Below are 26,396 nucleotides of genomic sequence, written 5' to 3' on the forward strand. Positions count from 1 at the left end.
CGCGACCATGATCAGGCGTCGGGGTCAGGGAGCGGTGAGGTGGGCGCGGATGGCGGCGGCGCCGGATTCGGTAAGCCAGTCGGTGAGCGTACGCAGTCCGGGGTGGATGACGCGCAGCGACTCGATGTCGGCGTGCCATCGGTGACCGGTGTGCCAGTGTTTCCTGATCTCGGCGACCTCTGAGCTGATGGCGGCGGCCTCTTCATCGGTGACCTGCTCGTACCGGACCGGAATGCCCGTGGCCTCGGTGATCGCGGCGGCGGCTTCGACCGGGGTCGGTTCGTCGCCGGCCAGTTCCAGGGTTCGTCCGGCGAACCGGGTCGGCTCCGCGAAGGCGAGCGCGGCGAACTCGGCGATGTCCTCCAGCGCGATGATCTGCATGGGCTCGTGCGGGGTAAACAGATGGCGGTGTACGCCGTTGGAAATGCCGTCGATGCCGATCGCCCCGTCGCTGAGATAGTTCGTCATGAACCGTACTGGACGCAGCACGGTAGGCAGCGCGATGTGGTCGTGCAGGTACTGTTCGATCAGCGCTTTCCCCGCTGAACCTGGCACTTCTGTCGATGCCGAGGCGAGGGTGCTGAATACCACCTGCTTGATTCCCGCCGCGGCCGCCGCGTCGATCAGCGCCCGGCCACGGGCCACCTCGAGGTCTGTCGTGAAGGATAGGGGCGGTATGCCGAACAGGGCGGCCGCGCCATCGAGTGCCGGCGGCAGACTGGCCCGATCGTCGAAGTCGCCGCGTACGAGCTGGGCACCCGCGGCGGCCAGTGCGGTAGCGGCGGGTGCGGTCAGGTCGCGCACCAGGGCTCGCACCGGCCACCCTCCGGCAAGCAGCCGCCGGGCGGTGGCGCCGCCCTGCTTGCCAGTGGCGCCGGTGACGAGGATGGCGGAACCGAGATTTGCCGGCGTCACGGTGGTCATGGCGTCCTTTTCGGAGACGACGGATTCGGAGATGACGGATTCGGAGATGGTGGATACTGACACGATCCGGAATGCTCCACCCCCTTCCACGCCACGGACAAGGATTACGTGACATGACCGCAGCACCGGCGCCAGTACCGGATGCGGCACGTGCCGAGCGGGCCGATGCCCGCCGCAACCGAGAGATCGTGCTGCGCACCGCGATGCGCGTGTTCGCCGAGGAAGGGCGGGAGGTGTCGCTTGGCCAAATCGCGCATCGTGCCGGGGTCGGCGCCGGGACCGTCTACCGGCACTTCCCGAGCAAGGAGATCCTGGTCGAGGCGGTGCTCGCCGAGCACGTCCAGGGATTCGTGGTCTCCGCGGGTGGATGGGCCGGCCGCGCGGCGCCCGGTGACGCCCTGTTCGGGTTCCTGCTCGAAGTGATCGAGAAGCTGGCCGACCGCAAGCACGTCTGCGAAGCGCTCACCGCTGACAAGGGTTGGCCGCGTGCCGTGCTGACCGCCGCGGCGCAGCGGTTCCACGAGGCGCTGGCGGGCTTGCTGCACGACGCGAAACAGGCTGGTGCGATACGCGCCGACGTGCGGGTCGACGATCTGGCCGCGCTGACCGTCGGCGGCGCCGCACTGCGTTCGGCACACCGGGACCTGGCACGCGGTACGCGGCTGGTGCGGCTGCTGCTGGACGGATTGCGTACCCCTACTGTCACGAAAGCCAGCGAATTACGTGACGCGCCCTCCCGTCAGCGTCACGAAACCGCGGCCCCCAGCGAGAGGCGCTGCGAGGAATGCGGTGCTCGGCTGCGCATCCGGGCTACCGGGCGGCCACCCCGCTACTGCGGTCCGACCTGCCGCCAGCGCGCCCGCCGCCGCCGCGTCGCCGACGGCGGCATGGAACCTCTGCCGTCATCGGCGGCGCCGTCGCAGCGGTGACCGCCTGGGCTCCACCGCAGCGAGGATGCGGGGCGGCGTGATCCACGACCGCACTCATTGGGCGTCGGCTCCGGGCGTGCGGTAGGCGGCGAGGAAGACCCGGACGGCGGCATCGGCGTAGTGGTCGAGCTCGGATGGGGCGAAGCGAATGTCGTCGCCGCAGAGCATGACCTTGTTGACCGGGATCGAGGAGACGAGCCAGGTGAAGTGGTTGGCCGCGAGGACGGGATCGTCGATACGCAGCAGCCCGCGGCCGGTCAGCTGCTCGAAGCAGGACGCCAGCGCGGCGTGCACGCGCTCGGGACCCGCCTCGAAGTAGGCGTGGCCCAGGTTCGGGAAACGGCCGGCTTCGGCGATGACGAGGCGGCGTACGCGCAGGTGGGATGGTTGCGTGAGGGCGTGGACGAACTGGCGCGCGACCGCCCGCAGGGTGGTCTCGACATCATCCGTGGCCGCCAGGTCGACCATGGCGTTCCGGAAGATCTGATCGATGCCGACGAGGCGGTCGAGCACGATCTGCTCGAACAGGCTCTCCTTCGGCCCGAAATGCTTGTAGATCGTCTGCTTTGACGCGCCCGCGGCAGAGGCGATCTCGTCGGTCTTGGCACCGACGTAGCCGTCACGAAGGAACACCTCCAGCGCCGCATCCATGATCCGGCGCCGTGTCTGCGCGTGCGTGTCTGCGGCTTGCGGCATTCAGGCCCTCCAGGGTTCGCGCCGTTGACACTCTCCGAAGTGTACCGTACGGTACTGTTCACTATGTCGGTACAGTACCGTACGGTACGACTTGGAGGAACCAAGGTGGGCACTGTCCAGTCCAAGGACGGCACTGAGATCGCCTTCGACGTCTGGGGCGACGGCCAGCCATTGATCATGATCGACGGGGCCACCGCCCATCGCATGGTCAACCCGACCAATGGTGAGGTGGGGCAGCTGCTGCGCGAGGAGTTCCGGGTCTACGCCTACGACCGCCGTGGTCGCGGCGAGAGCACCGACACCGCACCGTACGCGGTGGAGCGCGAGTTCGAGGACCTTGCCGCTCTGATCGACCACGCCGGCGGGTCGGCCATGGTGTTCGGCTGGTCCTCAGGGGCCGTGCTGGCCCTGCACGCCGCCGCCGCGGGCCTGCCGATCACCCGGCTGGCGCTGTTCGAGCCGCCGTTCGTCGTCGACGACAGCCGCCCGCCGCTGCCGGCCGACTACGTCGAGCGGCTCGACGCCCGCGTCGCCGACGGCCGTCCGGGTGACGCGGTGGAGCTGTTCATGACCGCGGCGGCCGGCGTCCCCGCCGAGGCCGTCGCCGGTATGCGACAGGCCCCGTTCTGGCCCGCCGTGGAAGAGGTGGCGCACACCATCGCCTACGACGGGCGGATCATGGGCACCACCATGTCCGGCGCTCCGCTGCCCCGCGACCGCTGGGCCGCGGTGACCGTGCCCGTCCTGGTCATGCACGGCACCGGCACCATGCCGTGGCTGATCACCGGGGCCCAGGCGCTGGCCGATCTCCTGCCCACCGCGACCCTGCGCGCCGTATCGGGCGAGAACCACGGCACCACAGCCGACGTGCTCGCTCCCGCGCTGCGGCAGTTCGCCCAAGGTCGCTAGGAAACGCCGGCGGATGACCCTTGCCGCGTCCACCGGCGAGGCTCACCGGGGGTGGCAGGCGAGGGCTCTACACTCGCTCGCCATGACCCGATTAACTGATCGTCTCGGTCCTGCCTCCCTGCTCATCGCGCTGCTCGCCATCTTCCTCGGCCTCCGGCTGACCCAGGACTGGGTGCGGCCCGGCCTCGGGGTCATCGCGGCGGCGCTGGCATGGCCTGGGGTGCGGAAGCAAGCCACGATCGCGACGGTGTACAACCGCAGTACATCGGTGGCGGGGATGTCGGTGGCGGCGGTGGCGATCGGTCTCAGCGCGGCGAAGTTGGCGTCCACCGCTCTCTTTAGCGCTGGCGGCAAGGGGCGGACGGCCGCTGGGAAGCACTCGGCGGAGTCCTGGAGCGCAATGACGACATCACCAGCGGCCTGCGCGGGACTCTCACATTGCGGATGCCGTGATCCGGTTCATTTCGGCCAAGGCTGAGTTCTCGCTAAATCACCGAACCCTTGAAGGAGGCAGCTGTTCCGTGGGTAGGTTCAGCGAGTTTCTGGCTGCTCGATCGAGTCTCAGGCCGCGCGGGCATGTGGTGACGGCTTGCGGCGACGTCACATGATCGCGGCTGCCCAGCGTGGGCCGATTCTGATGGTGTCGGGGCTTGTGCTTTCAGCGGTTTACGCGGTCGGCCTCCATGCGGCGATTCACTACGCCGTCGATGCGACCAACGAGTACAACATGGGGATGAACATCAGGTCTGGCGCGGACCTGACCATGGATCCCGGGGGCCTGGCAGAGGATCTGGCCGGGATCCGAAGTACCGTGCGCAGACTGGCGTTTCCGGTGAGTGCTGTCACAGCCTGCCTCAGCGTCATCACCCTTCTGCTGCCCCGGTTACGAGGGCGGATCAAGCTCAGGGTGCTGGTCCTGTCGGGCATCTTGTGGGTGATGTATCCGCTCACCGTCCTGTTCACCCTGAGCAGGTGGGGGTCGATCATGGTCGGTGACGGCGGTGCCACTGGTGTCCCCCATCGGTTCGCCGGCTGGCTTCCGCTCGGAGCGCTCATCTTGTGCGTTGGCGCGACGCTGCAAGCGATCGGCCTCGTCCTGCTGGCCCGCCGAGGGACGACCAATTCCCGCGTAGACAATATCCCGCGACATTAACCTGCGATCAAGACAGCGGCCCAAGCACCCCAGCCCGGCTGACCGACTGGCCGCAGGGTGATCGGCCCAGCCGGGAGACGGCCCTGGCGATCCTGCGCCGGGCGGTCGAACCCGGGGTGAATCACATCGACAGTGGTGGCGAAGTGCGGTTCATCGCGCCTGACCATCCGAGTCTTCTCGGTGGGCAGTCGTAGAAAGGTCAAGCGAATGAAGCAGACAGCGGGCCTGTTTCAAGATTCGCCGCTGACTGCGCCATGGGTATGGGCGCCGGCTTCCGGGTGCCTGCTGACCGGCCTAAACTCTAAAATTAGCCCTGTTCGAGGAGCCGTCCGGGGACGACTGCAAGAGCGCCAGGGCGTAGAGAGCAGCCCAGCAAGCGGCGTGGCCGCCGGCTGTTTGTTGACCTCATGAATCCTGTGTGCGCGTGCTCGGCGGCCGGTTCGAGGACATGCCGTGGTAAGGCACGGCCCGCAGACCGCAGAAAGAAACGGTCGAGCTCATGTCATCACGGTTCGTTCCTTACTCGCCTGATGTGGAGACTATCGATCCCGACTTCGACAAGAAGTTGCAGACGGTGATCGGGAAGACCGAGCAGTACATCGCGGAATCGGTCACGGCCGAAGGCACGGGCTTGGCCGTTCGCGACGCACACGCCAAGGGGTATGGCCTGGTCAAAGGGGAGATCGAGATTCTCGATCAGCTTCCCGCCGAGTACGCGCAGGGCATTTACGCCACGCCGGGAAGGCATGGCGCGCTCGTGCGCTTCTCCAACGGCTCGCCGCATACGGGAGCCGACGCGCGGCTGGGGCGTGCGATCGGCCTGGCGCTGAAGGTGTTCGACATCGATGGCCCGACTCTGCTGGAAGACGAACCCGACTCCGGCACGTTCGACTACCTCCTGATCAACGCGCCGGTCTTCTTCTGCAACACCGTGGATCACTACTTGTTCATCCAGGAGTTGTTCCTCGATGCGCCGAAGTACTTCGCCGAGGGCGCGCCCGGTCGCCATCGCTTCTACCGCGAGTTCGTGACCGGGAAGGGGACGCTGGCCCAGGACGAGTGGGCGTGGGAGGAGTTCCTGGCATTCCTCAAAGTGCAGCAGCGGGCCATGGTGAACGTTCTGTTGTCGACGTACTGGACAATGGGCGCGGTCCGGCACGGCGACTACATCGCCAAGGTGCGCCTCGCTCCTGACCCCGCCTTCGCTGCTGCGGTGGTCCATCGCAGCATCGATGTCACGGCGGCGGAGGAGATGTTCCGGCCGGCTCTGATAGCCGAGCTGAGGGACCGGCCTTACGCATTCGACCTCCAGGTTCAGCTCTGCGCCGACCTGGAGCTCATGCCGGTCAAGGATCTCACCGTCGAGTGGCCCGAGCAGCTGTCGCCGTTCGTCACGGTGGCCAAGCTCCGCTTCCCGCAGCAGGACATCTTCGATGAGGGGACGCTCATGAAGATGGACGCGCTGTCCTTCACTCCATGGCGGGTGCCGGCCGCGCACGTGCCTCTCGGCGAGATCATGCGAGCACGCAAGGACGTCTACCGCCACTCCTCCCTCCAGCGGCACCGGCTCAACGGACAAGAGCGCCAAGAGCCGCGCAGTGCTGACGAGGTGCTGCCGTAGGAGACAGCGCTCAACGGCCTGACGTACTCCACGGATACACGAGGTGGTGCGATGACAGACAGCGACGGCAAGGCCCAGACCTTGGAGTTGACGGACATCCAAGGCACCGTGCTGAGACAGCGCCCGTGGCCCTATACGGGTGCCTACTTCCTGCTGCGCATCGACGATCCGGCGGACGGCCGGAAGATGTTGCGGCAGCTGGCGCCTCAAGTGGCCTCGGCCGACCGATGGTGGAACCCTCCCAGTCACGCGTGGTTCAGCGTCGCGCTGAGCCACGCAGGTCTGCGCGCCCTCGGCGTACCGCAGGCATCGCTGGACAGCTTCCCTCCCGAGTTCCGCCAGGGAATGGCCGCCCGCGCGGCAAGGCTCGGTGATGTCGCTGAGAGCAGTCCCGAGCACTGGGATCCGCCGCTGGGAACCACTGACGTCCACGTCGCGTTGTCGGTGTTCGCGCCGGAGGATACGGCACTGCAGTCCGTGCTGGACGGAGCCCGCGAAACCCTGAACGGCTTGCCCGGGGTGTCGATGATCTACCGGTTGGTCGCGAGCCAACTTCCCACCAGGCGTACGCATCTGGGATTCGTGGACGGCATCGGCGAGCCCGACATCGAAGGCGCCGGGGTGGCCAGCATCCTCCGTGCGGGCGACGACCACTATGGCTACCTGCCGGGCTTCGGCCCCACCATCAGGGCCGGCGAGTTCCTTCTCGGCTACGCCAACGAGTCCGGGCAGGTCGGGCCGATGCCCCAACCGAACGTCCTCGGGCGCAACGGCACCTACGTCGCCTTCCGCAAGCTGCACATGCGAGTGGCCGCCTTCCGCCGATATCTGAAGGACAACGCCTCCTCGCCCGAAGAGGAGGAGTTTCTCGCGGCGAAGATGGTCGGTCGCTGGCGCAGCGGCGCACCCCTCGTACTGACTCCCGAACATGACGACCCGGCCCTCGCGGCGGACCCGCACCGAGCCAACGACTTCAACTACCAGCAGGAGGATCCCCGCGGCCTGCGATGCCCACTCGGCTCCCACATCCGCCGCATGAACCCGCGTGACGCCCTCTCGGACACGTTCGTCGACATCAAGATTCACCGAGCCCTGCGCCGAGGCACGACCTACGGTCCCATGCTCCCGGAAGGGCAACTGGAAGACGATGGGGTTGATCGCGGCATCGTGTTCATCTTCATGGGCGCCGACCTGGTACGGCAGTTCGAGTTCATCAAGACCCAGTGGGCCAATGACGGAGACTTCGTCGGTCTCGGTACCGAGAAGGACCCCGTCGTGGGGGACAACGATGCCACCGGGACCTTCACGATTCCCCAGCAGCCCATCCGCCGACGGCTGAAGGAGCTCCCACGCTTCGCGATAACCAAGGGGGGTGAATACCTGTTCATGCCCGGCATCCGGGCGCTGAACTGGCTCGCCGAACTCCACACATGAGCCACCGTTCATGGTTCAGGCACGAGCGCGGAGCAACGGCTGACCTGCCCAGAATAGGACGACCATCATGACCACGAACACCCAACAGCCTAGCCGCCCAGGCATAAAGGACGGCAGGACCAGCGAGTTCACCCTCTTCTTCAACGTCAAGCCCGGTCATGGACAACAGATCCGCGACATCTTCCAGCAGCCGGGATTCGAGGAAAAAAGAAAGGAGATGAGCGCGCGCATCGGTACCCTGCACGACGCGCGATGGGTGCTCTTCGACAATGACACCCGACTGTTGTTCGCCACGAACTTCGATGGCGACTGGGACGCGTATATCGACGACTTCGCCGCCCAGATTCCGGACGTCTTCGACGCCGTCCTCCAGCACACCGAGGACTATCCCGGCATCCACGATCCCAACATCAAGGACCTCATCGTCGCGCACCAGGAGACGGCATGCTCCTACTTCCGCACGATCCCGAACGCGACGGTGAAAGACCTGCAGAAGGCGATGCGTGTTCAGGAAGCCTTCCAGCGCCTCCTTGACGAAGCGAGCTGATCATCCGCGAGCCCTTAAAGTGGTCGATCGTGGCAATGAATCGATGGGCGCTGGGCGGCGACCTGGGCGTCGCGAGGATCGGCTACGGAGCGATGAAGCTGACCGGCTGGCCGCAGGGTGATCGGCCCAGCCGGGAGACGGCTCTGGCGATCCTGCGCCGGGCGGTGGAGCTCGGCGTGAATCACATCGACACCTCGCACTACTACGCGCGTGACGGAGTGGCGGCCAATGAGCTGATCCGGGAGGCGCTGTCTCCCTACCCGGCGGACCTGGTGATCGTGACCAAGGTGGGCGCGCTGGTCGAGGGCTCCGATGTCGCCTTGCCGGCGGCCGAGATGACCGGCCTGACACCGGACGGCCTGCGCCGCGGCGTGGAGGCGAACCTGCGCTCGCTCGGGGTTGACCGCCTGGACGTGGTGAATCTGCGAATGGGTGGCCACGACCGCTCCGAGACGTCCCTGGCCGCGCCCCTGACAACGCTGCTCGCGCTGCGCGAGGAGGGCTTGATCCGCCACCTGGGCGTATCGAACGTCACCGCTGACGAGTTCGCCCAGGCCCGCGCGATCGCGCCCATCGTCTGCGTCCAGAATCTCTATAACCTGTCCAAGCGCGATGACGACCCACTGGTCGACGCCTGCGCGGACGCGGGCATCGCCTATGTCCCCTACTTCCCTGTCGGCGGGTTCCAGCCGATCAAGGCGGGGCACCTGGACGCCATCGCCGCCCGCCACGGTGCGACGGTGCCGCAGGTGGCCCTGGCCTGGTTGCTGGCCCGATCCCCTAACATCCTGGCGATCCCCGGCACCGGCTCACTGGCGCACCTGGAGGAGAACATCGCCGCCGGCACACTGAAGCTGAGCGAAGAAGACCTCGCTCAACTGGGGTAGGCGCATGCCGCCCGGACAACCCGTTCCGAACGTCAGAGTCGCCAGTAGACCGCAGTGGCGTCGTCGTGTGCCTTGCCGCGCGGCCAGCGGGCGCCGTGGGGGTCGGTGTGCTCGGCCGTACGGACCTGGCTGATGAGTTCGGCGGGACCGTCGGCTTCCAGGATGTTCAGGAGGCCTCGCCAGCTCGCGAGGTCGAAGCAGTCGACCAGGCGCGATGCCCCATCGCTGAGCAGCGCGGCAGCCCGTACCGCGTCCGTGGGAACGCTGCCGGTGAGAGAGTGTTCGGCGGCCAGGGGGTCGGTGGAGGCGACCCAGTAGCCTCCGTCACGGTTGCGGTGCTGGAGCTGGGCTTCCACGGATCCAAGGCGTTCCCGCTCGTGCTCCTTGGAGCCGGTGGGCAGGGTGTCCAGGTGCGTTCGCAGGGTCGCCGTGACATCAGCCAGGCGATCATCGCTGACCACCATGGGTTCCGCGGCGGAGTTCAGGTCCAGGACGAGGATGGAGTCCGCCAGTACCAGCCAGTCCAGGGACTCCGTTGTCCGGCGGAGTAGGAGCACGGTTGCCGCGGGTGATCCGGGATGGGCGAGGTCGCAGGTCGAGGAGTGCAGAGAGGAGACGGTCTCGATGCCCTCGGCCAACACGTCGGCCAACGAGCGGTCGTCGGCCGTCAGCGTGGCGAGCGTGGAGAGTAAGGACGAGCCGAGTATGCGCGTGTACCAGGCCACGGTGTGGACGCATCCGGTCGGCAGGCGTGCGGGATAGCCGGCGCCGTCGAGAACGACCACCGCGTCAGGGGTCGCGCCGACGAAGTCTTCGTTCTCCCGGTTGAGACCACCCACCTCAGTGGCGAAGGCCAGGCTCACGCTGGTCAGCTCTCCTCGTGTCGGTGCAGCGGACTTGCCGACTCAGCGTACGGCGACGACAGCAGGTGCCGCTCGCGTGTCACGAGCGGCACCTGCTCCGTTACGGCTTGCTCAGACGGCTATGGCCTGCTTCAGACGGCGCAGCCCCCGTCGGAAGCGCCGTCACGAGCTCCCCGTCAGACGGTCCCCTCCCGGCCGGTCCCCTCCCGGCCGAACTCCAGAGTGATCCGAGAGTTGATCTCCTGGGCCTTGGGGGAGTAGGCGGGGTAGAACTCCTTTCCGCACTCCAGGTCCTTCAGCGCCGCCTTGATCTCCTTGTCCAGGTACGGCTTGGCCTCCTCCGGCTTGAGCTTCGGCTTCAGGACGAGGGTCTTGCCCTTGGGCACCTTGGGCAGCGGGTCCTTCCAGGTCTTCTTGGCGACCTCTGTGACCTGCTGCCAGTACGTCCTGCGGCCCAGACCGTTCAGTGCGCTCGGCTTGGTCTCGCTGACTCCCAGGCACTTGGCGAACTGCTTGCCCAGCTGCGCAAGCTGCTTGTCCTTGTCGAGGACACTCAGCTCCTTCTTCAGCGCGGCTTCGAGCTGATTCCAGTAGTCGTCCTGGGAGGTGACGGTCTTGCCCAGCACCTCCTTGGCCGCCTCGGAGAAGCAGGCGTCGTCGGCGGCGCGCCACTTCTTCAGCCCGTCGGCCGAGAGCGACATCATCGTCTTGTTGTTCGGGTTGTCGGGGCGGGTGGGGTTGACCACCTCGTCCTTCGGGAAGGCGTTCTCGGCCCAGACGCCGAAGCCGTACTTGGCCCGATACGTCCGCAGCGCCTTGAGGTCACCCTGAAGCCGCTCCCACTCCCCGGGCTGCCAAGTGTGCTTGGGCATCGGCGTGGCCACGTAGTCGAAGCCCTTCTCCGTCATGCAGGCGACACGCTTCGCCTCCAGTTTGGTCTGCGTCTCGTACGCGGCATCGGCCCCCGAAGGGGGTGATGTGAAAGCGCCGAACGAGCCGACGAGCACGGTGGCCGCGATGGCCTTGGCGATGAGCATGGGTCGTTCTCCTTTTGCTATGAGGGCATGCGAAACAGAACTTCCGGCCGAAAAGGCCGGATCGGGGGAAAGTCTCAGCAGGGGATCTTCATGTGGGACGCCTTCGGCGCCACCTCGGGCAGCCCGGGTACGAGATCGACGGCGAGCACGGCGGTGCCTTGCCTCGCGCCCTTCCTTTCGGTGATCTCGTCGGTGGGGGTCTTCACCTTTCTGTCCCTGGTGTTGACCGTGCGTTCGCCCAGGTAGCCATAGGTTTCCCGGTCGAAGATCAGCTCGGACCGGGTGCCGTTGCCCTCGTCCATGGCGACGGCCAGGCCAGGGCGGCCGGCGGCGTCCACGGTGTCGCCGATGAGCACGATGCCGTCCAGCCCAGCGGCGACCTGGTACAGCGCGGCGCCCAGGCTGGGCCGTACCACGGACTCGGGGACCAGGCCCTGGAGGGAGTGCCAGATGCGCAGCGGCTCCTCGCCCGTATCGGCGACGATCTTCGCGCGTACCTGGCCGGAGTCCGTCGGCCAGGCCCCCAGCCGCGCGTACGCCGGCTGGCCGGGACAGGCCCCCGGCTCGTACACGATGTCCTCGACGCCGCGGTCCCAGTACTTCCGGGGCGCCGGTCCCGTGGCCGACAGGGCCTGCGTGCGGCTCAGCCAGGGCTTGCCCACGTCGGCCGCCTCCCAGCGCTCCTCGTTGACCAGCACCTTGGTGTACTGCGTCCTCCCCGACCGGTCCTTGGTGTACAGGCTGCGCTGGGCCAGCATCTTGGTGTGGACGTACTGGCCGCGGGGCGGCACCATGTCAGGCTGGTCGGCGGCGGCCCGCGCGGCCAGGTTGAGCAGCGCTTTGGCGTCGGCCGGAGGCGCCGCGACCAGGTACCCGGGGGTGCGCGGATCAGAGCCGCCCAGACCCACCTCGGTGACAAGGATGCCGGCGGTGAGCGTCACCGCCATCGCGCCGACCAGCGCGACGCGCCGGACCGGCAGCACGGTACGCCACCTGCGGCGCGGACGGTCGAACCGGGACACCAGGGCGGCACGCGAGCCCGCCAGTTCGCGCTCGGTCGCCTCGGGCACCTCGGCCAACAGCCGGCCGAGCTGCTCCATCTCATCCATGATCTGCTCCTTCCAGCGCCTGGCGAACCTTCTTGCGCGCCCGGTTGAGCCGGGATCGCACAGTCCCGACCGGGACGTTCAGCGCCTCGGCCACCTCCTCGTACGTCAGCTCCGCCCACGCCACCAGCAGCAGCGCGTTCCGGTCCCCGGTGCGTAACCCGGCCAGCGCCGCCATCAGCGGCCGGTTGACCGCGAGCGTGCCCACTCCGTCCTCCACCGGCCCGCCGGTGATCTCCGCCGGGTCCACCCCGCCCCGCACGTACGCCCGGTAGCGGGCCACCTCGCGCCGCCGCCGTTTGCCGATCACGTTCGAGGCGATGCCGTACAACCAGGGCCGGGCACTGGCCTGGCCGTACTGGTAGCGGTCCCGATGCTCGAACGCCGCCAGGAACGTCTCGGACACCACGTCCTCGGCCGAGTCGTGACCGAGCCTGCGAGCCGCGAAGCGGTGCAGGGCGGGCGCGTGCCGGTCGAACACCATGGCGAACGCCTCCGGCTCCCGCAGCGATCGGCGGATCAGATCGGTGTCGGCGGCCTCGGCTATCGCCGGTTCGGCCATGAACTGGTCAGCTCCTTCATGCGGTGCCTTGTGCGGCAAGTGGGCAGATTCGCATGTACTTACCGCTGCTCCGCCGAAGAGTTCACGTCGGCCCGATATTTCTCCGCTGATGGCCGCTCCCGTTGAAAGGGCCTCCGCTTCGCTCCGGGCTGTTCTCCCTGGGCACACCTTCGGTGCGCGCTTCGCGCACGAGGGGCTCAGGCGTTCTCCCAGGCGCATAACAGCATGAGACCTTCCGGTGCAGCAGGCCTTTGACGCCGCTGTTGTCACCGGAAGGTCGCTATGCGCTGTGTGAATTTCGGGCGTACCCGCGACGGGCACTGGGTCCAGGCGGCTCCTTACTGTGGAGTGGTGGGTGCGATGCCTGGGCGTACGGCGATGGACTGGCTCAGCGGACGCTCCCCACCCGTGAGGAACGGAGATCCCGTGGCCTCCTTCAGCGTGCCGCCGGATCCGATCTGGAACGCGGCCAGCTGGTTCGTGTCCCGGATGGCGGCGAAGACGTCCCGGCCGTCCGGCGTGATCGCGACCGCCGCCACCTCGGCGTGGTCAGGGGTGTGGACGGGGGAGTCGGCGGTCGGCTTGAGCGAGCCGTCCGCGAGGATCGTGAAGCCGAGCAGGCCGCCGCGAGCCGTGTCGACGTCGGGGTCGTTGCTGGCGACGTACAGGTGCTGACCGTCGGGCGTGACCTTAAGACCGACCGGGCCGGTGGGCGCGGGGAACGGCGATCCGGGCACGGGCGTCAGCGCGCCGTCCGCGCCGCGCCGGAACCCCCACACGTTCTGCCCGACCAGCGAGGTCACGTACACCAGGCCGCCGTCCGGGCTGATCGCGATCCCGAAGTTGGCCTGCCCGACCTTCGCCACGTCCTCCGCTGGTCCGAGCGTGCCGTCGAAGCGGACGGCGAATCGGGTGATGACCCGTGGCGGGCTGTCGGCGGTCTCGTCCACATCGGCGTACGAGAGGTAGAGGAAGCGCCCGTCGGGGGACAGCACCGTCTGCTTGGGGTTGTCGGAGGTGGCGCGGAAGTCGCCGAGCTTGCTGGGTCTGCCGTCGAGACCGATCCGGTACGCCGAGATCGTCCTGTCGGCGGTGTTGGTCACGTACAGGGTGCGCCCGTTCGGGGAGACGGTCGCCCCCCACGGCTCGTCGCCGGTCTGGACGATCTGCGGATCCGGCTGGAGCGCGCCCTGCGCCCCCACGCGGAACACCGAGAGCGTGTCGGAGTCGCTGTTGACGACGTACGCGGTGGCCCCGTTGGGGGTGAGGGCGATGCCCCGGGGGAACTTGCCGAGGGTGGACACGGGCTTCCCAAGCGGTTTGAGGACCGCCCCCGGGCCGATCGCCAGGGAGGAAACATCGCCGGAGCCGGCGTTCGTGACGTAGACCACGCCGCCCGACGGCGGCAGGACCGGCCCGGTGGCGGCGTGGGCCAGGGCGGGAGAGGAGACGGCGAGCAGCGCGACCGCGGCCAGGACGGCACCGCCCGCTCGCGTGGACGACCAGATGGACAGGGATGACTTCTTGTACTTCATGGATTTCCCCATGGTTCGACAGATGGGCCTGCACCTGATGGGCGTGCCATCCCGTTCCATCTGTCTTTGAGGGTTCCATGTCCGCCTCTACATAGTCCGGTTCCCATGCAGGCGCCGTCGTTCCCACCATGCCCAATCGGAATCGGGGGACGTAGGCGGAGCTGGTGAGGTTCGACGGAGGTCCCGGCCGCATCCGGGTGTGCTCAAGGGCGATCACCGCCGCCATGGGGCGACGGCCGAGCCCGGGAACATGATGGATCAGAGCCAGGCGGAAGAGGGGGATCATGACGGGATACGTGCGGTGGTAGGACATGCGTACCGAGCACATCGAACGCGCCGGTGGCGACGGAGTCCTCTATGTACGTACCAGCGACTCCATCGTGGCGCTCTCCAAGGAGTACAGATGAGACAACACGTGCGCATTCCGTTGCCCGACGGCGATTCACTGGCGGCGACAGTGGCACTGCCGGAGGGGACGGCGCCCGTGGCCGGATGGCCGGGGGTGGTGGTCGTGCACGAGATCTACGGCGTCGAACCGGACATGCTTGAAGTGATGGACCTGTTCGCCGAGCGTGGGTACGCGGCGGTCCTGCCTGATCTGTACAGCCACGGGACCAGGATCGCGTGCCTGGCGCGGGCTATGCATCAGCTCGCGACCGGTAAGCCGGGTCGGCCGACGGCCGACATTGACGCGACCCGGCGGTGGCTGGCCGGTCGTGCGGACGTCGACGGTGCTCGGCTGGGTGTGATCGGGTTCTGCATGGGGGGCGGGTTCGCCCTGGCGTATGCGGCGGGCGCGCCGCCCGGTGTGCGGGCCGCATCGGTGAATTATGGGGCGGTTCCCCGGCGTCAGGAGGAGCTGCGGTCGGTGTGTCCGGTCGTGGGGTCCTATGGTGGCCGCGACCAGGGATTTCGGTCGCACGGCAGGCGGCTTCAGGAGCATATGGCGGCGCTCGGCATCGAGCACGACGTTGAGATCTATCCGGAGGCCGGGCATTCCTTCATGACCGACGGCCATCATCCCATCGCGAAACTCGCGCTGTTTCCGTTGCGTCATGGTCTTGTCCGCTCAGCGGCGGACGACGCGTGGCAGCGTACGTTCGGCTTCTTCGACCAACACGTAGACCAACACGTGGCTGGCGAATAGCTCGAAATCGCTAAAGAGGAGAAGCGCCCGGTTCAGTACAGACGGGCGGTACTTCGGCTGATAGCCTAATTCACCATGAGGAAAGCTATCGTCGCGTTAGTGATCGCCGCTGCCACGCTCTTCTCGCTGTCCGCGTTCTTCGCGTCGCCCGCCTCGGCGACCGACGGGACGATCATCTCAGAAAATTGAAATAGGCTTTCTCCCCTGTTTCGGTCCCGTCAGTAACACCATTTGAGGCTGAAGGCCACCACCCATGAGTGGGTAGTGGCCTTCGATGTCGTGCTTCTTTATCGCACTGTTCTAAGGGCTAATCGCAGTGCTCGAAGCCGCTGGTGTACGAGCTGCTGCCGACCGAGCCGCCCCACTTGACGCACTTTCCGGGCGCGCTGCGCTTGACCGGTCCCGCGTAATAGTCGTAGCTGCCCGAGTCGGTCGACCGGCTTTCCCCTTCCGGTTCCAGGAAGGCCGACACCGCCGACGCCGTGCCGAGGCTCGTCGTCTTCAACGTCGCGACGCAGTTGTAACCATTACCCGAGTTGTAGAGCAGGTAGGTGCGACCGCCAGTGAGAGCGGCGGAGTCGATGACGGAATAGCCGCTGCCGCAGACCTCCTCGGCGGTGTAGGGGTTGCCACCGCAGGCGTTGGTGCTCGTGACGGCCTTCTTCTGGCCCAAGGACACGGTCACGCCGTCCACGGTCGGGCTGGTGTCCATCGCGCCGCTGGAGGTTCGCTGTTCGTAGTGCAGGTGGGGAGCGTTGGCGCCGCCCGTCGAGCCGACGGTTCCGATCGCGGTGCCCTGGCCGACGCTCAGTGAGCCGCCGGCCGCCTTCACCATGGTCGCGAGGTGGGCGTACCGGGTTCTGGTGCCGTCACTGTGCTGGATCTCTATCCACTTGCCATAACTCGTGCTTCCCGCGTCGTAGAAGTACGCGGTGCCCGCGGCGGTGGCGCGTACGGTCTCACCGTTGATGTCGTCGCCGCCGTAGTCCTGCCAGTCGATGGAGCCCGATGGGTTGTGGTTGGGGGTCCAGTTGTTGGCGTAGAAGGTCTTCCCACAGTTGAACGGGCTCTTGTGGGACACCGCCATGACGCTGCTGTCCTGCGCTGAGGCGGCTTGGGGGATCAGCGCCGTCGCGAGAGTGAGCGTCAGGGCGGTGATCGTGGTTCTGAGGGTCTTGGGCCAGGTCGGCTTGCCAGTTGTGGGCATGCTTGCCTCTCTGAACGAGTCGTATGGGGGGATACGGTTAGGCGCCCAGGTCCTGATGTCGGTGAGCCTCGTGGTGACAGAGCTGCGTCGGGAGGGTCGATCATGAAGATAACTCTGAAAGTTCTCTTCATCAATCTCTGTGACATGAAATTTTGCGGCTGTTCCCCTTATGGTCGTGCGTTCAACCAGGACGCGACCTGTGAGCGGCCTTCGTGCGAGAGCGGTGAGTCGAACCCCGGGAGACGACGCCATCTCCGGCCGGTAGCGTCAACGCCATGCGGCTTCATGTGGGATGCGCGATGTGGACGCACGTGCCCTGGCAGGGACGCTTCCTGCCTCATCCGCTTCCTCCCGGCGAACGCCTGCGGGCCTATGCCACCTGGTGCAACGCGGTGGAGGGCAACACGACGTTCTACGCGACACCGGCGCGGAACACCGTGGAGTCGTGGGCCCGGCAGACCGACCCCGACTTCCGCTTCGTGGTCAAGCTGCCCAAGTCGATCACGCACGAGCGCCGTCTTACCGGTGCGGGCGCCGACGAGGAGTTGCGCGCGTTTCTGTCGGCGATCGAGCCGCTCGAATCGCGGGCCCACGCCCTCTGGGTCCAATTGCCGGGGTCATTCGCACCCACCGACCTCGGAACCCTGGCGGGTTTTCTCCGTGGCCTGCCTCCCTCGTACAGATACGCCGTTGAAGTGCGTCACCGGGCGTTCTTCGACGACGCGCGGTCAGTACGGCTGCTCGAAGGCGTGCTCGCCCGCGCCGGTGCCGAATGGGTCCCGTTCGACACCACCACCCTTTTCCAGAGCCCTCCGACCAGCGACGCCGAACGAGACGCGTGGACGAAGAAGCCGCGCGTGCCGCGCCGGTCGACGGCTCTCACCGACCGTCCGATCGTGCGTTACCTCGGCCGGGACGCCACGGAACGTACGGTCGAGGGCTGGCAGGAGTGGGTCGCCACGGTCACCGAATGGCTGCGGGAAGGCCGCTCGCCGACGGTGTTCGTCCACACCCCCGATAACGCCGACGCGCTGACTCTCGCCCGCCGCTTTCACGACGAGGTACGGGCCCGGGTGCCCGAGGTGGAGCCGCTCCCCGAGCCCATGCCGAGCGAGCCACTGACCCTGTTCTGAGCGAAGGCCACGCGCCCCTGCCCTATATGGATTTCACCCACGAACGAGCCTTGGCCATGGGCATCGCAAGCTCGTCCTGCACGAGACGTACCGCTTCGTCCTCGTCGCCGCGCACCTTGAGCTGGCGCACGCGACCAGTGATGTCCATGGCCCTCATCGGGTCTGTGTACTTGTGTATGCGCCGCTGCCGCATGACCTTGACCAGCTGCATGACCCAATAGATGAGGAAGCTGAGAAAGAGTCCGGCGAAGATGAGAGAAATCACCGTTTCTAGCACGGATTGATCTTAGGATGCGGCCGCCGCCTCCCACGGAGTCCACACGGGGGATTCGCCCAGCTCGCACGTAAGCTTTGCCTTTTGACGGGGCAGCACAGTGGGCGGCCGACCTGCCGATTCCCCGCTCTCGACCGCCGGAGTCCTGACCCCTCGGCCGTGGTCGTCTACGAGGTTCACCACGCGGACGCCTCGCTGCCCCCGATGGGAGACGTGTCCGTCATTTCGGCATGTCGACATGGTCGCGAGACGCTTTCAGGGAAGGACGCCCGCCCATGACGATCTCTCTCACCGGCCGCCCCACAACCGGCCGCTACACAGTCGGCATGGCCACGAGCGCTGCCGACGTACAGGCCGCGCAACGGCTTCGCCACGAGGTCTTCGTCGAGGAGATGGGGGCGCGGCTCGACAGCCCGATCTCCGGTCTCGACGCGGACAGGTTCGACGCGTACTGCGACCACCTCCTGGTCCGTTACGACGACAAAGTGGTCGGCACCTACCGGTTGCTCCCTCCGGGACGTACGGACCGGCTGTACTCCGACGCCGAATTCGATCTCCGCAACCTGGCCGTCCTCAGGAAGGACCTGGTCGAGGCGGGCCGCACCTGCGTACATCCCGATCACCGCGCCGGCACGGTGGTCAGCCTGATGTGGGCGGGCATCGCGCGCTACATGGTGAACGGCGGCCACAAGTGGCTGGCGGGTTGCTGCTCGGTACCCCTCGACGACGGGGGCGCGGTCGCGGCCGGTGTCGTCGAGCGGGTGCCGCTGGGCCCGGCGGAGTACCGCGTAACGCCGCGCGACCCGTGGCGGATCAAGGGCGCCGCCCGTTCCGACCGGTTCGTACCGCCTGCGCTGCTCCGCGGCTACCTGCGGCTGGGCTCCTGGGTGTGCGGGGCGCCCGCGCACGACCGTGACTTCGGTACCGCCGACTTCTTCGTCCTGCTCTCGATGGCCAACGTCAACGCCCGCTACTTGCGGCACTTCCTGGGAGAACCGCAGTGACCGTCACCGCGGCCGGCCCGGTGGAGCTCAACCCGTGGCTCCGCATGGGCCCGTGCACTCCCGACGCCTGTGTGGAGCCCCCGGCCGCGCTCGCCGGTCCCCTCCGCCGCGTGGCGCGGCTTCTCGCGGCCGTTCTCGTGCTGCTCGCGGGCCTCACGATCGCCCTGGCGACTCGCCGAGCCGGTACGGCCTGGCGGGCGGAGATCACGAAGACGTGGGCGCGGCTGCTGTTGCGCGTCCTTGGCATCAGAGTCAGAACCACGGTCGGCGTCGCCTTCTATACCGAACCACAGCCCGCGCCGACCGCACCAAACGCACGAAGCGCGCTGACCGCGCCTACCGTCCCGGCAGCGGGAGGCGCGCTTCTCGTGGCCAACCATGTCTCCTGGCTCGACCCGCTGGTCATGGCGGCCACGGTGCCGTCACGGCCGCTGGCGAAGCGGGAGATCGGTGAATGGCCGCTCATCCGTACGCTGGCCGCGGGTTCGGGCGCGCTGTTCATCGACAGGGAACGACTCTCCGCCCTGCCCTCGGCCGTCGCCACGGTCGCGAACGCCCTCAAAGCAGGCGACACCGTGATCGCGTTCCCCGAGGGCACGACGTGGTGCGGACGTGGGATGGGGGAGTTCCGGCCGGCCGTGTTCCAGGCGGCGATCGACGCGGGTGCCGCCGTACGCCCGGCCACACTGCGCTACCGCGAGGGGGACTCGACGTCGACCCGCGGCTGCTTTGTCGGAGACGACTCGCTTCTCGCCTCCCTCCTGCGGGTGACCGCGACCCGCCACCTGGTCGCCGAGGTCACCCTCTTCGCTCCCGTACGGCTCGCGCCCACCGGGCAGCGGCGGCACAAGGCGCGCGCCACGCTGGCCAGGATCGCCGAGGCCCAGGTACGCGCCGGCGTCGTCGAGCAGCACGGGGAAGTCGTTGTGCGGCACGAGGAACGCACCGACGCGCGTGTTCCTGGGCGGCGCCGTGAGATGGCACCACTATCGCCATGACCTGGCCCGATACCGCCGTGAAATGGACACCAACCCCCGAGTTGCCCGTCGTCACAGGACGACGGGCAACCCGGAGCGTCCTATCGAGCCAGGGACGCAAGGGTGTCCGGCTTGTTGGTGATGATGCCGTCCACCTCATAGCCGATCAGCCGACGCATGACGTCGGGGTCGTCCACCGTCCAGGCGAAGACCGCCATCCCCAGGCTGTGGACGCGCCGCACGTACTGCTCGGTGATGTTGCCGTACGGCGGGTTGATGTGGGTCGCGTACGCCGCCACCTTCGGCAGGTCCGCCATGGCCGGCGTGCCGAGCAGGCCGATGGGCACCTGGGGCATGGCGCGGTGGAACGTACGCATCGAGGCCCAGCTGAACGACTGCACGACCAGCCGGCCGGAGCTCAGCCATGAGGCGTTCTTCCGTAGCTCGTCGGCGACCCGCTTTTCGATGCCCGGGTAGAGCTCCGGTGCCTTGATCTCCAGGAGCAGGCTGAGGCCGCTGCCGTCCATCTCGCTCAGGGTCTCTCCGAGGGTCGGTACGGGCTCGCCGTCGTACTTGGCGGCGAACCACAAGCCCGCGTCCAGCCGCTTGATCTCCGCGAGCGTGAAGTCGCCGACCCGCCAGGGCGCCCGGCCGGGGAAGATGCTCTCGACGTCCGTGGTGCGGGACAGCGTCGTGTCGTGCATCAGGACGAGCTTGTGGTCCTTGGTCTCCTGCACGTCGAGCTCGAACGCGTCCGCGCCCAGCTTGTCGGCCAGCTGGAACGCGGTGATGGTGTTCTCGGGCGCGTCCGCGGAGGCTCCGCGATGCGCGACGACCTGGGGGGCTTGGAAGTAGATCGCCGATGACGGGGTGGCGGTCGCTGTGGGGGCTACGGTGGCGAGGGCGGCGAGGGACGTGGCGATGATGGCTCCGAGTCGGGGGAACATGGGGGCTCCTCTGGCTTGGGAAGGCAGCCGGCAAACCGAACTTGACAACCACGTGTGACGCGGAGTTGAGGGGAGAGCAACCCGCCGATGCCAGGGAGATGAGCATTGAGGACACCGGCTGTCCGGTCAGCCGCTCCCGCCCACGACGCGTTCCTGACGCTCCGGCTGATTGCCCTATGTCATCGGTCGAGCACGTGTCGTAACAAAGCGTTCCCCGTTCGACGGCCCGCCACGCGCGGCCGTCCTATCCCCTGGGCCAGTGCGGATCTTCGGTGTAGATCACGACCTGAAACGCATATGGCCTGTTGCGATCGTAAGTAGAGTTCTGGCAGGGTCCCACGGGAGATTCAGGATCGAGCGATGAACGAGCAGTGGCGGGAAATCGGCGACCGGGTCTATGTCCGGCGCCATGAGTCCTTCGACATGAACGTCGGCCTGATCGTCGGTGATGGCCACTGCCTGGTGCTCGACACCCGCGTGTCCCACCGGGAGGCCGCCGACCTGATCGAGGCGATCAGACGGGTCACCACCAGCCCGTGGACGGTCGTCAACACCCACTCCCATTTCGACCACTACTTCGGCAACGCGCTGTTCCTGCCGGGCGAGATCTGGGGTCACTCCAGGTGCGCCGAGGAGATCGAGCTGTACGGCGAGCAGCAGCGGGCCAAGTGGATCGAGCGCCTGCCCGAAGACCGGCGGGCGGAGCTGGAAGAGGTGGAGATCGTGGCGCCCGACCACACGTTCACCTCGACGGCCACGCTCGACATCGGCGGCCGGCTCGTGCACCTGAATCACTTCGGCCTCGGCCACAGCAGCAACGACATCGTGGCGCACGTACCCGATGCCGGGGTGGTGTTCGCCGGTGACCTGATCGAAGAGGGTGCCCCGCCGGCCTTCGGCGACTCCTACCCGCTCGACTGGCCCGCCACGGTGGCCGCGATGCTGACCGAGCTGCCCGAGCGGGTGATCGTGCCGGGACACGGCGCGGTGGTCGATCGCGCCTTCGCCATCGCCCAGCAGGCCGAGCTGGTCGCCGTGGCGGAGCTCGCCACGCGGGCGCACGTGGAGGGCCTGCGTGACCTGATCACCCAGTTCCCCTACCCCGAGGACGTCGCCAGGCAGGCCATCGAACGGGCCTTCCTGCAGCTCGACAGCCAACTGGCCTGACCGTCGCGCACGAGGCTGGACAGCCGTACTGTCGTTTTCTATAGTGCGTATTGCAATATAGAAGGAGGCATCATGGCACGACGCCACGACCTGGTCGGGCTGACCGTGCTCGCCATGCTCTCGGTACGTGCCAGCCACCCCTACGAGCTGCACCGCTTCATCGTCGACACGCACAAGGACTACGTGACCGGCCTGCCGCGCAGCCTCTACCACGCGGTCGAACGGCTGGCGAAGGACGAGCTGATCGTGCCGACGAAGACCGACCGCGAAGGCCGCCGGCCCGAGCGGACGGTCTACGAGATCACCGAGGAGGGCCGCCAAGAGCTGGCGACGAGGCTGCGCAGGATGCTGGAGCAGCCGGATGCCGACCGGCGCACGCTGGTGGCCGCCGTCTCCCTGATCGGCGCGTTGCAGGTGCCCGACGCCAAGCGGGCGCTGCGCACGCGTACGGCCTCCATTGAGGGGACGATCAGCGGCATCGAGGCGCACCGGCGGGCGATGGCGGAGAGCGGCCTGCCGGAGATTCTCATGCTCGAGATGGAGTGCGAGCAGGCCCTCTACACGGCCGAGCTGGCCTGGTTGCGCAGCGTGCTCGACCGGCTGGACAAGGGCGAGCTCGACTGGTCGGGCACGGTCAAGCAGTCGCTGATGGTGCAAGTGCTGGAAAGTTGAGTGGCCGCCGGGGTGCGCCAACACCCCAGCGGCCGGAAATCCGAACAAGGCGCCTGCCCTGTCCAGGACTCGCAGTCTCAGGATAGGCGCCGCGACAACAGGAGCAGTGCCATGTCCACTGAGATCAGAGACCTCCTCGCCAGGCTCACCGCGGCCTGGAACTCCGGCGACGCGGCGGCCTACGCCGCGCTGTTCACCGAGGACGCCGACTACATCACCTTCTTCGGCCTGCACCTCCAGGGCCGGGAGGCCATCGAGGTCGCCCACCGGCAGCTCTTCCAGAGCCCGATCAAGCTGACCGGAGGCGGCGGCGAGCCCATCGTCAAGCCGCTGGGCGACGGCGTGGCGCTGGTGATCTCCGGTGGCTGCTCTACCGTCGACGGGCGGCCCGACCCGAGCCGCGACTCGATCGTCACCTTCACCGCCGTCAGCACGCCCGGCGGCTGGCGCTTCGCCTCGTTCCAGAACACCCGGGTGCGCACGCCATGAGGAAGTCCCTGCTCGTCGAGGTGTCCGGGGTGGTCGAGGCGCCACCTGAGCAGGTGCGCGAGGCACTGGTCAACCGCGACCCGCTGATCGACCGCGAGGGCCGGTTCACCGTCGAATACCACCCGGGTCACACCATGACCGTCGAGGTCACCGACCGTTCGATCGCCTACCAAGGCGGCTGGTGGTACCGGGCCGAATGGTCGCTGACCGGGCACCCCCAGGGCACGCTCATCGTCCATCGGGTGTACAACATCGCCGAGCGGATGCGGTGGGCCGTACCGCTGGCGAACCGGTTCTTCATGGGCTTCGACGAGGCCACACGCGAGGGGTTTGCCGAGGGGCTTGCTCAGATAGGAGGGGACTTGGGGTGCTCCGTGCACCTCACTTAAGCTCGCTGAGCGTAGACGCCGACCACCCCACGGGAGCCGTCGGCGTCTACACCCGAGCCGGGTTCGAGATCTGTCAGCGCGCCACGATGTACTCGCTGCCGATCACGCCAGCCTGATCTTGCCCTTCACCAGCTTGATCTTCTTCTTGGCGAGCGGACGCTTGGCCGGACCTTGCACCACCGCACCCGTCAGGGCGCTGAACTGGCTGCCGTGGCACGGACAGTGGATCTTGCCCCCGCTTACGCTCGCCACCGTGCAGCCCTGATGGGTGCAGATGGCGCTGAAGCACTTGAAGACGCCCTTCTTCGGGTGGGTGATCACGTACTTGCCACTAACGATCTTGCCTTTGCCGACCGGGATGCTCTTGGCGCTGGCCAGGACCGGACCGGCGGCCTCCTCTTCGGCCTCGGCGGGTCGCGCCCACAGGAAAACGGCTCCTGCTGCGCCTGCGGCGGCGCCACCTCGGGTGATCAGTGCACGGCGTGTGAGCATGATTGCCTCCTTCAACTAACCACACGATGAGAAGTGGCTAGTGGTTCAGGGGAAATCTCGCGATAAATCCACCTTCTTCGGCGAGCAGCGTGCCGCCGTGCAGCAGCGCGATGTCCCGCGCGATCGGCAACCCGAGCCCGGCCCCGCCGACATCCCTGGCCCGCGCCTCGTCCAGCCTGGTGAACCGGTCGAACACCGCCTCACGCTGCCCCACCGGAATCCCCGGCCCGTCGTCGAGCACCTGAAGCACGGCCTGACCGTCCTCCTGGCGTACCCGCACCCGTACGACCGCCGCGGCGTGCCGTACCGCGTTGTCGACCAGGTTGGTCACCAGGCGGGCCAGGTGCGCCCGCGAGCCCTGGAAGACGACGTCGGGCTCTACGTCCAGCTCCATCCGCAGCTCGGGCCGCCGCTTGATGCGCAGCGACTCCTCCGCCGCCACCTGGCCGAGGTCGAGGTCGCTCGTACGCAGCGGCTCACCCGCGTCAAGCTTGGCCAGCAGGAGCAGGTCGGCGGCCAGCGACTGGAGGCGCTCCACGTCGGCGAGCGCCTCGGCGGTCAGCTCGCTCGGCTCGGCCAGTTCCAGCCGGGCCCGCAGGGTGGCGATGGGGCTGCGCAGCTCGTGCGCCGCGTCCGCGACGAACCGTTTATGCGTCTCGACGGCCGTCTCCAGCCGGTCGAGCGTGCCGTTCACGGTGGTCGCCAGGGCGGCGATCTCGTCGCCCGAGCTGGGTACGGGCACCCGCTGGTGCAGGTCGCGGGCCGTGATGTCGGCCACCTTGGCCCTGATGGCCGCGACCGGGGCGAGCGTGCGGCCGACCGAGAACCAGGTCATGCCCGCCACCACGAGCAGCAGCGCGGGCACGCCCGGCAGGAGGGCGCGGTTGAGCGTCTCCAGCGCCTCGTCGGCACTGACGAGCGAGGCCCTGGCCCAGATCTCCGCCGATCCGCCGGCCGTCGACACGGGCATGCGCGCGACCGCGAACTCACTGCCCTGCGCCCAGCTCGTCGCCGCCGGGGCCCCCACTGTCGTGAGCATGACGTCTGGATCGGCGATCCGCAGCGCGAGCGCCGGCTGAACCACCAACCCGCCCACTAGGTCATCGGCGAGGCGCGCCCGTGCGCCCGCGGTCGGCCCCGTCGTGGGCGCGTCACTGGAGGTACGTGTCAGCCCGCTGATGGTCGGTGCGTCACTGGAGGGGCGCGCCTTTCCTGCTGTGGGCGGCTCTCCCGCCGACGGGCTGCTGGAGGTGCGCGCCCGTCCAGTTGCGGCCGGCGCGCCGGAGGCGGGCGTCTGGGCAGTCGTGGGCCGGCTGAGCAGGGTGGTCAGGTCGACGGTCTCCGCGTACGGAGCCGCGGCCACGGCCTTCCTGGCCGCCTCCGCGCCCGCGCTGCTCTGCAGGCTGCCCCGCAGCGCCAGCACCAGCACGACCGCCGCCAGCCCCAGCGCCACGGCCACCACCAGTGTCGCCGCCGCGGTCGCGCGCAGCCGTACGGACGCCATCCCCACGGGCAGCCGTCCCAAGGTCAGGTGTCGCAAGGTCAGGTGTCGCAAGGTCAGGTGTCCGCGCCACCAGGTCATGCCGCCTCCAGTCGGTACCCGGCGCCGCGCACCGTCACCAAGGTCGTCCTGCCGAACGGTTGATCGATCTTGCGGCGCAGCGCGCTGATGTACACCTCAACGATGTTCGGATCGCCGTCGTAGGAGAAGTCCCAGGCCTGCGCCAGCAGCTCGCTCTTGGAGACCACCTCGCCGGCCCGCCGCGCCAGCCCGTGGAGCACCGCGAACTCCTTCGGCGTCAGCGCGATCTGCACCTCCCCCCGGCGGCACCGCAGCCCGGCCGGATCCACGACCAGGTCCCCGACCGTGATCGTCACCGGCCGCTCGTGCCCACCCCTCCGTACGAGAGCGCGCAGCCTGGCCAGCAGCACCACGTACGAGAACGGCTTGGCCAGATAGTCGTCGGCGCCCGTGTCGAGCGCCTCGGCCTCGTCGTAGATGCCGTCCTTGGCGGTGAGCATCATGATCGGCGTCCAGTTGCCGGCCTCGCGCAGCCGGGAGCACACGGTGTAGCCGTTCAGCCTGGGCAGCATCACGTCGAGCACGATCACGTCGTACGTGTTCTCCGAGGCCATCCAGAGCCCGTCGCGCCCGTCATAGGCCACGTCGACGGCGAACCCCTCACCCGCCAGGCCGCCCTTGACCAGATCGGCCAGCCGCTGCTCGTCCTCCACCAGTAGCACTCGCACACCGAACAGGGTCCCGCACCCAACCTAAAGCCAACCTGAAGATCA

The 26,396-nt window shown here is 67.8% G+C and carries 29 protein-coding genes; 16 read left to right on the forward strand and 13 right to left on the reverse strand.

The window, feature by feature from the left end; genetic code table 11:
* Positions 1-24: 24 nt before the first annotated feature.
* Positions 25-987 carry an NmrA family NAD(P)-binding protein gene (locus tag ACGFJ2_RS19560; RefSeq protein WP_393470083.1) on the reverse strand — a complete coding sequence of 321 codons (963 nt, stop codon included), beginning with the start codon at positions 985-987 and terminating at the stop codon, positions 25-27.
* Between the two features lie 50 nt (positions 988-1,037).
* On the opposite strand from ACGFJ2_RS19560, the gene ACGFJ2_RS19565 reads away from it, so the two are divergent.
* Positions 1,038-1,853, forward strand: coding sequence for a TetR/AcrR family transcriptional regulator (locus ACGFJ2_RS19565; protein WP_393470086.1), 816 nt, complete (start codon positions 1,038-1,040; stop codon positions 1,851-1,853).
* A 54-nt stretch (positions 1,854-1,907) separates the two neighbouring features.
* Here ACGFJ2_RS19565 and ACGFJ2_RS19570 read toward each other — a convergent pair whose 3' ends face one another.
* Positions 1,908-2,549, reverse strand: a complete 642-nt coding sequence (locus ACGFJ2_RS19570; protein WP_357938306.1) for a TetR/AcrR family transcriptional regulator — start codon at positions 2,547-2,549, stop codon at positions 1,908-1,910.
* 105 nt (positions 2,550-2,654) lie between these two features.
* Here ACGFJ2_RS19570 and ACGFJ2_RS19575 point away from each other — a divergent pair, with 105 nt between their 5' ends.
* From ACGFJ2_RS19575 to ACGFJ2_RS19605, 7 genes are all read left to right on the forward strand, one after another.
* Positions 2,655-3,458, forward strand: coding sequence for an alpha/beta fold hydrolase (locus ACGFJ2_RS19575; RefSeq protein WP_393470090.1), 804 nt, complete (start codon positions 2,655-2,657; stop codon positions 3,456-3,458).
* An 82-nt stretch (positions 3,459-3,540) separates the two neighbouring features.
* Positions 3,541-3,936, forward strand: a complete 396-nt coding sequence (locus ACGFJ2_RS19580) for a hypothetical protein (protein ID WP_393470093.1) — start codon at positions 3,541-3,543, stop codon at positions 3,934-3,936.
* Between the two features lie 126 nt (positions 3,937-4,062).
* Positions 4,063-4,611, forward strand: coding sequence for a hypothetical protein (locus ACGFJ2_RS19585; RefSeq protein WP_393470096.1), 549 nt, complete (start codon positions 4,063-4,065; stop codon positions 4,609-4,611).
* A 532-nt stretch (positions 4,612-5,143) separates the two neighbouring features.
* On the forward strand, positions 5,144-6,232 hold the full coding sequence (locus ACGFJ2_RS19590; RefSeq protein WP_393470099.1) for a catalase family protein: 1,089 nt from the start codon (positions 5,144-5,146) through the stop codon (positions 6,230-6,232).
* 51 nt (positions 6,233-6,283) lie between these two features.
* On the forward strand, positions 6,284-7,666 hold the full coding sequence (locus tag ACGFJ2_RS19595; RefSeq protein ID WP_393470103.1) for a Dyp-type peroxidase: 1,383 nt from the start codon (positions 6,284-6,286) through the stop codon (positions 7,664-7,666).
* 67 nt (positions 7,667-7,733) lie between these two features.
* Complete coding sequence (locus tag ACGFJ2_RS19600; RefSeq protein ID WP_393470106.1) at positions 7,734-8,213, forward strand: hypothetical protein; 480 nt, start codon at positions 7,734-7,736, stop codon at positions 8,211-8,213.
* A gap of 35 nt (positions 8,214-8,248) precedes the next feature.
* Entirely contained in the window at positions 8,249-9,100 is an 852-nt protein-coding gene (locus ACGFJ2_RS19605; RefSeq protein WP_393471404.1) for an oxidoreductase, read from the forward strand.
* Positions 9,101-9,132: 32 nt separating this feature from the next.
* On the opposite strand, the gene ACGFJ2_RS19610 is transcribed toward ACGFJ2_RS19605, so the two are convergent.
* The 5 genes from ACGFJ2_RS19610 to ACGFJ2_RS19630 form a co-directional block, all read right to left on the reverse strand.
* Positions 9,133-9,963, reverse strand: coding sequence for an integrase (locus ACGFJ2_RS19610; protein WP_357938312.1), 831 nt, complete (start codon positions 9,961-9,963; stop codon positions 9,133-9,135).
* A gap of 176 nt (positions 9,964-10,139) precedes the next feature.
* Positions 10,140-11,000 carry a hypothetical protein gene (locus ACGFJ2_RS19615; RefSeq protein ID WP_357938314.1) on the reverse strand — a complete coding sequence of 287 codons (861 nt, stop codon included), beginning with the start codon at positions 10,998-11,000 and terminating at the stop codon, positions 10,140-10,142.
* Positions 11,001-11,074: 74 nt separating this feature from the next.
* Complete coding sequence (locus ACGFJ2_RS19620) at positions 11,075-12,109, reverse strand: CU044_5270 family protein (RefSeq protein WP_393470109.1); 1,035 nt, start codon at positions 12,107-12,109, stop codon at positions 11,075-11,077.
* Positions 12,102-12,668 carry an RNA polymerase sigma factor gene (locus tag ACGFJ2_RS19625; RefSeq protein ID WP_358176643.1) on the reverse strand — a complete coding sequence of 189 codons (567 nt, stop codon included), beginning with the start codon at positions 12,666-12,668 and terminating at the stop codon, positions 12,102-12,104. The genes ACGFJ2_RS19620 and ACGFJ2_RS19625 overlap by 8 nt, the downstream gene beginning before the upstream one ends.
* A gap of 338 nt (positions 12,669-13,006) precedes the next feature.
* Positions 13,007-14,203, reverse strand: coding sequence for a lactonase family protein (locus tag ACGFJ2_RS19630; protein WP_393470112.1), 1,197 nt, complete (start codon positions 14,201-14,203; stop codon positions 13,007-13,009).
* Positions 14,204-14,606: 403 nt separating this feature from the next.
* Here ACGFJ2_RS19630 and ACGFJ2_RS19635 point away from each other — a divergent pair, with 403 nt between their 5' ends.
* Entirely contained in the window at positions 14,607-15,350 is a 744-nt protein-coding gene (locus tag ACGFJ2_RS19635; RefSeq protein ID WP_393470115.1) for a dienelactone hydrolase family protein, read from the forward strand.
* A 307-nt stretch (positions 15,351-15,657) separates the two neighbouring features.
* Here the strand turns inward: ACGFJ2_RS19635 and ACGFJ2_RS19640 are convergent, their stop codons facing one another.
* Positions 15,658-16,557, reverse strand: coding sequence for a M23 family metallopeptidase (locus tag ACGFJ2_RS19640; protein ID WP_357938322.1), 900 nt, complete (start codon positions 16,555-16,557; stop codon positions 15,658-15,660).
* A 275-nt stretch (positions 16,558-16,832) separates the two neighbouring features.
* Between ACGFJ2_RS19640 and ACGFJ2_RS19645 the strand changes: the two genes are divergently transcribed.
* Positions 16,833-17,690, forward strand: coding sequence for a DUF72 domain-containing protein (locus ACGFJ2_RS19645; RefSeq protein WP_393470118.1), 858 nt, complete (start codon positions 16,833-16,835; stop codon positions 17,688-17,690).
* A gap of 22 nt (positions 17,691-17,712) precedes the next feature.
* On the opposite strand, the gene ACGFJ2_RS19650 is transcribed toward ACGFJ2_RS19645, so the two are convergent.
* Entirely contained in the window at positions 17,713-17,967 is a 255-nt protein-coding gene (locus ACGFJ2_RS19650) for a hypothetical protein (protein ID WP_357938325.1), read from the reverse strand.
* Positions 17,968-18,239: 272 nt separating this feature from the next.
* On the opposite strand from ACGFJ2_RS19650, the gene ACGFJ2_RS19655 reads away from it, so the two are divergent.
* Positions 18,240-18,968 (forward strand): GNAT family N-acyltransferase, encoded by a 729-nt coding sequence (locus tag ACGFJ2_RS19655; RefSeq protein ID WP_358176635.1) that lies wholly within the window; start codon positions 18,240-18,242, stop codon positions 18,966-18,968.
* Complete coding sequence (locus tag ACGFJ2_RS19660) at positions 18,965-19,966, forward strand: lysophospholipid acyltransferase family protein (RefSeq protein WP_393470122.1); 1,002 nt, start codon at positions 18,965-18,967, stop codon at positions 19,964-19,966. Before ACGFJ2_RS19655 ends, ACGFJ2_RS19660 begins: the two co-directional genes overlap by 4 nt.
* A gap of 80 nt (positions 19,967-20,046) precedes the next feature.
* Here the strand turns inward: ACGFJ2_RS19660 and ACGFJ2_RS19665 are convergent, their stop codons facing one another.
* On the reverse strand, positions 20,047-20,892 hold the full coding sequence (locus ACGFJ2_RS19665; RefSeq protein ID WP_393470125.1) for a glycerophosphodiester phosphodiesterase: 846 nt from the start codon (positions 20,890-20,892) through the stop codon (positions 20,047-20,049).
* A gap of 360 nt (positions 20,893-21,252) precedes the next feature.
* On the opposite strand from ACGFJ2_RS19665, the gene ACGFJ2_RS19670 reads away from it, so the two are divergent.
* From ACGFJ2_RS19670 to ACGFJ2_RS19685, 4 genes are all read left to right on the forward strand, one after another.
* Entirely contained in the window at positions 21,253-22,059 is an 807-nt protein-coding gene (locus ACGFJ2_RS19670) for an MBL fold metallo-hydrolase (RefSeq protein WP_393470128.1), read from the forward strand.
* Between the two features lie 72 nt (positions 22,060-22,131).
* Positions 22,132-22,731 carry a PadR family transcriptional regulator gene (locus tag ACGFJ2_RS19675; RefSeq protein ID WP_357938334.1) on the forward strand — a complete coding sequence of 200 codons (600 nt, stop codon included), beginning with the start codon at positions 22,132-22,134 and terminating at the stop codon, positions 22,729-22,731.
* Positions 22,732-22,842: 111 nt separating this feature from the next.
* On the forward strand, positions 22,843-23,220 hold the full coding sequence (locus ACGFJ2_RS19680) for an SgcJ/EcaC family oxidoreductase (RefSeq protein ID WP_393470131.1): 378 nt from the start codon (positions 22,843-22,845) through the stop codon (positions 23,218-23,220).
* Entirely contained in the window at positions 23,217-23,609 is a 393-nt protein-coding gene (locus ACGFJ2_RS19685) for a hypothetical protein (protein ID WP_393470134.1), read from the forward strand. The genes ACGFJ2_RS19680 and ACGFJ2_RS19685 overlap by 4 nt, the downstream gene beginning before the upstream one ends.
* Positions 23,610-23,711: 102 nt before the next feature.
* On the opposite strand, the gene ACGFJ2_RS19690 is transcribed toward ACGFJ2_RS19685, so the two are convergent.
* The 3 genes from ACGFJ2_RS19690 to ACGFJ2_RS19700 are packed head-to-tail and all read right to left on the reverse strand — an operon-like array spanning position 23,712 to position 26,351.
* The gene (locus ACGFJ2_RS19690; protein WP_358430650.1) at positions 23,712-24,101 is read right to left on the reverse strand and encodes a Rieske (2Fe-2S) protein; all 390 of its coding nucleotides are present in this window, start codon (positions 24,099-24,101) and stop codon (positions 23,712-23,714) included.
* A gap of 37 nt (positions 24,102-24,138) precedes the next feature.
* Positions 24,139-25,683: an ATP-binding protein gene (locus tag ACGFJ2_RS19695; RefSeq protein WP_393470137.1), complete on the reverse strand. Its 1,545-nt coding sequence runs from the start codon at positions 25,681-25,683 to the stop codon at positions 24,139-24,141.
* Positions 25,680-26,351 carry a response regulator transcription factor gene (locus tag ACGFJ2_RS19700; protein WP_357938343.1) on the reverse strand — a complete coding sequence of 224 codons (672 nt, stop codon included), beginning with the start codon at positions 26,349-26,351 and terminating at the stop codon, positions 25,680-25,682. The genes ACGFJ2_RS19695 and ACGFJ2_RS19700 overlap by 4 nt, the downstream gene beginning before the upstream one ends.
* Positions 26,352-26,396 lie beyond the last annotated feature (45 nt).

This window comes from Nonomuraea sp. NPDC049028, assembly GCF_043197735.1.
GTDB lineage: Bacteria > Actinomycetota > Actinomycetes > Streptosporangiales > Streptosporangiaceae > Nonomuraea.

Coding starts and splice junctions, on each gene's coding strand:
- ACGFJ2_RS19565 (WP_393470086.1), top strand. CDS start 1,038: ATGACCGCAGCACCGGCGCCAGTACCGGATGCGGCACGTGCCGAGCGG.
- ACGFJ2_RS19570 (WP_357938306.1), bottom strand. CDS start 2,549: ATGCCGCAAGCCGCAGACACGCACGCGCAGACACGGCGCCGGATCATG.
- ACGFJ2_RS19580 (WP_393470093.1), top strand. CDS start 3,541: ATGACCCGATTAACTGATCGTCTCGGTCCTGCCTCCCTGCTCATCGCG.
- ACGFJ2_RS19585 (WP_393470096.1), top strand. CDS start 4,063: ATGATCGCGGCTGCCCAGCGTGGGCCGATTCTGATGGTGTCGGGGCTT.
- ACGFJ2_RS19595 (WP_393470103.1), top strand. CDS start 6,284: ATGACAGACAGCGACGGCAAGGCCCAGACCTTGGAGTTGACGGACATC.
- ACGFJ2_RS19600 (WP_393470106.1), top strand. CDS start 7,734: ATGACCACGAACACCCAACAGCCTAGCCGCCCAGGCATAAAGGACGGC.
- ACGFJ2_RS19605 (WP_393471404.1), top strand. CDS start 8,249: ATGAATCGATGGGCGCTGGGCGGCGACCTGGGCGTCGCGAGGATCGGC.
- ACGFJ2_RS19615 (WP_357938314.1), bottom strand. CDS start 11,000: ATGCTCATCGCCAAGGCCATCGCGGCCACCGTGCTCGTCGGCTCGTTC.
- ACGFJ2_RS19620 (WP_393470109.1), bottom strand. CDS start 12,109: ATGGATGAGATGGAGCAGCTCGGCCGGCTGTTGGCCGAGGTGCCCGAG.
- ACGFJ2_RS19625 (WP_358176643.1), bottom strand. CDS start 12,668: ATGGCCGAACCGGCGATAGCCGAGGCCGCCGACACCGATCTGATCCGC.
- ACGFJ2_RS19630 (WP_393470112.1), bottom strand. CDS start 14,203: ATGAAGTACAAGAAGTCATCCCTGTCCATCTGGTCGTCCACGCGAGCG.
- ACGFJ2_RS19635 (WP_393470115.1), top strand. CDS start 14,607: ATGAGACAACACGTGCGCATTCCGTTGCCCGACGGCGATTCACTGGCG.
- ACGFJ2_RS19640 (WP_357938322.1), bottom strand. CDS start 16,557: ATGCCCACAACTGGCAAGCCGACCTGGCCCAAGACCCTCAGAACCACG.
- ACGFJ2_RS19645 (WP_393470118.1), top strand. CDS start 16,833: ATGCGGCTTCATGTGGGATGCGCGATGTGGACGCACGTGCCCTGGCAG.
- ACGFJ2_RS19655 (WP_358176635.1), top strand. CDS start 18,240: ATGACGATCTCTCTCACCGGCCGCCCCACAACCGGCCGCTACACAGTC.
- ACGFJ2_RS19665 (WP_393470125.1), bottom strand. CDS start 20,892: ATGTTCCCCCGACTCGGAGCCATCATCGCCACGTCCCTCGCCGCCCTC.
- ACGFJ2_RS19670 (WP_393470128.1), top strand. CDS start 21,253: ATGAACGAGCAGTGGCGGGAAATCGGCGACCGGGTCTATGTCCGGCGC.
- ACGFJ2_RS19675 (WP_357938334.1), top strand. CDS start 22,132: ATGGCACGACGCCACGACCTGGTCGGGCTGACCGTGCTCGCCATGCTC.
- ACGFJ2_RS19680 (WP_393470131.1), top strand. CDS start 22,843: ATGTCCACTGAGATCAGAGACCTCCTCGCCAGGCTCACCGCGGCCTGG.
- ACGFJ2_RS19685 (WP_393470134.1), top strand. CDS start 23,217: ATGAGGAAGTCCCTGCTCGTCGAGGTGTCCGGGGTGGTCGAGGCGCCA.
- ACGFJ2_RS19690 (WP_358430650.1), bottom strand. CDS start 24,101: ATGCTCACACGCCGTGCACTGATCACCCGAGGTGGCGCCGCCGCAGGC.
- ACGFJ2_RS19695 (WP_393470137.1), bottom strand. CDS start 25,683: ATGACCTGGTGGCGCGGACACCTGACCTTGCGACACCTGACCTTGCGA.